Origin of the sequence: Allobosea massiliensis, from assembly GCF_042655245.1 — a bacterium.
In the GTDB taxonomy this organism is placed as follows: Bacteria; Pseudomonadota; Alphaproteobacteria; order Rhizobiales; family Beijerinckiaceae; genus Allobosea; species Allobosea massiliensis.
In genome coordinates, this window is record NZ_JBHSLU010000126.1 from 1 (window position 1) to 2,137 (window position 2,137).

Here is a 2,137-nt window from a genome sequence, read left to right on the forward strand (position 1 = left end):
CCCATCGTCAGCCTGCCAGCCGGGGCCGCCTGACCAGCCCGGCCAAAGCCGGCATCGTGGTTGCTCCGCGAAGCTACACCACCATCAGGGACACGACCCGATGCTCACGGGCAAGCTCCGTCTCAAACAGGAAAACATGAGGGATCCTCGCCGCGTCTTGACCGGGTCGGAAAGCAGGGAAGCTACGTTTGGACCATTCTAGCTCCCTTTTCCCTCGCGCCCCCCGATGACTGTTCCCGACACGGATGCCGGCCAGGATCGCGGCGGGTCGGCCGAACGCCTGCAAGGGATGTTGCATGGCTCCGAGATTCCGAACGGGGAGATATTTTCCCCTCGCGCCTCTCTTCCATGGAAAGCCGACTCCTGTCTTGTTGGCCAGGTTCACGCGCGAGGCCATCGCATTCCCTCGCGCCTTCATTCTTCGGGGGGCCGCCAAACCTGGACGCTAACGCTCGCTATCTGATCATCCACCACCACCGCCCACCCCCTTCAGGGGTGGGCGGTGGTGGTGGATGTCTCGATGCGATCTTGGTCGTGGCTGCCGAGCGGCCCCTCGGCACCATACGGGCCAACCGCAGCGACCCCGCCGAGCCGCTCATCGATCATCGCGCGCATGAGCGTCGCGCTCCCGAGCGAGCCTGGGAGTCGGGGACGATCATCGTACCAGATCAGTCGGAAGGCTATGCAGCCTTCCGACTGATCTATCTGTTGGCAGAAACCCTGACGCCGCCAACGGAAGATTCTGTTTGACGGGAGCGCGAGGGAAGGATGGCAGTCCGGGACGTTACCGTGAACGGTTATCAGTCGCAGTCCAACGACAGAGGCGGCGGAAGGCGCGGCTTTTCCTCACCGTGGCTGACGCCGCGCGAGTATGGGCGCGAGGAAGAAGAGACCCCGCCATGAATGTCTCTGGGGGGACAGGCCGTCTCCGCCAGAGAAGCCGGGCTGTTCTGGCGGAGCCTCGCTCCCGCCCGGCGTACAGGGCCGAGCGGGAGCGAGCGCGCATTCACGGCGACGGCGCCGCCTCCAGGCCGGCCTCGCTCTCATCCTTGGAAGGTAGCAAGGCTGCCGGAGCCAGCGAGCCTGCCGCCGACGCGTAGATTCCCACGGGTCTTACGCAATCGCGCTTGCGACCGTTCTTGCCCGGCCTGTTATAAATCTCGATGACGCGGGTGCGCAGCATCAGGTCAATGACGCTCTCGATGTCCTTCCTGTGGATCTTGCCGTCGGCTCCGAGTTCCTCGGCAATCGCATATCCGAACCAGTCAGGAGAGTTGGCGCTGTAGACATACTGCGTCTCGAGGCTGGCAAGCGCGTCCAGCGCCGCCGAGACGATGTCATCGAGCCCGTACTGCTCGATCTCCGGGGCGAACGGCTCGACCACGCCGACGATGTCGCCGGGATTCTTCGGATCGGGATCGTTCCCGATCGCTACCGAGGAGAGCTTGACGTAGTTGGCGGCGCTCTCGCCCGAGTTGTTCTGCTTGGTCGCCCTGATCGCCACATAGCGCTGGGCACCGCCATCCCTGACTCCGAGCCTCTCGGTGTCCTTGGTGCCCATCTGCGAGAGGTTGCGGACATACCGCGCGGCCGCTGCAAGCGAACTCGCTCCGCGGCTGGCGTCGGCGCTGTCGCTGCTGCCGCCCTTTGAGGCATGGTGCACGAGGTGGACGGCGCATTTGCCCTGCTCGGCGATCCGCGCCCAGGCCTTCACCATCATGTCGATGCCAGTGTTGTCGTTCTCAGAGACCGAGTGGGTCGAGATGAACGGATCGACGATGATGACGTCGATCTTGCCAGCGATGCTGTCGACGAGGCTCCGGACCAACTGCTCGTTAACCTCCAGCCGCGCCTTGTCCGTTCCGCTGGAGAGGTTGATGCGGCTTGCGCTGCGTCCCGAGTTCACGAACAGCCGCCCCTTCAACGCTTCGTGGTCGAGCTTCTGCGCCATGGCCGCCGCCTTGATCCGGCGGTCGATCTCGTCAATCGGCTCCTCGCCGTTGTAGATCCACACCCGCAGCGGCTGGAGAGGCTTCTCTGTCAACGGCGGTCGGATTCCAGGCCATCGTGGCGGAGTAAAAGCAGGCCACTGGCGTTGGTGAGCGGCGGATATGGCGAGGGCCCCGATCGGGGCCCT

The 2,137-nt window shown here is 64.5% G+C and carries 2 protein-coding genes; both read right to left on the minus strand.

Features of this window, described 5'->3' with window-relative positions:
* Positions 1-489: 489 nt before the first annotated feature.
* Positions 490-615, minus strand: coding sequence for a hypothetical protein (locus ACFPN9_RS26825; RefSeq protein WP_377817927.1), 126 nt, complete (start codon positions 613-615; stop codon positions 490-492).
* A 391-nt stretch (positions 616-1,006) separates the two neighbouring features.
* Positions 1,007-2,137: AAA family ATPase (locus tag ACFPN9_RS26830; protein ID WP_377817928.1), on the minus strand; the 1,131-nt coding region annotated here is incomplete at its 5' end.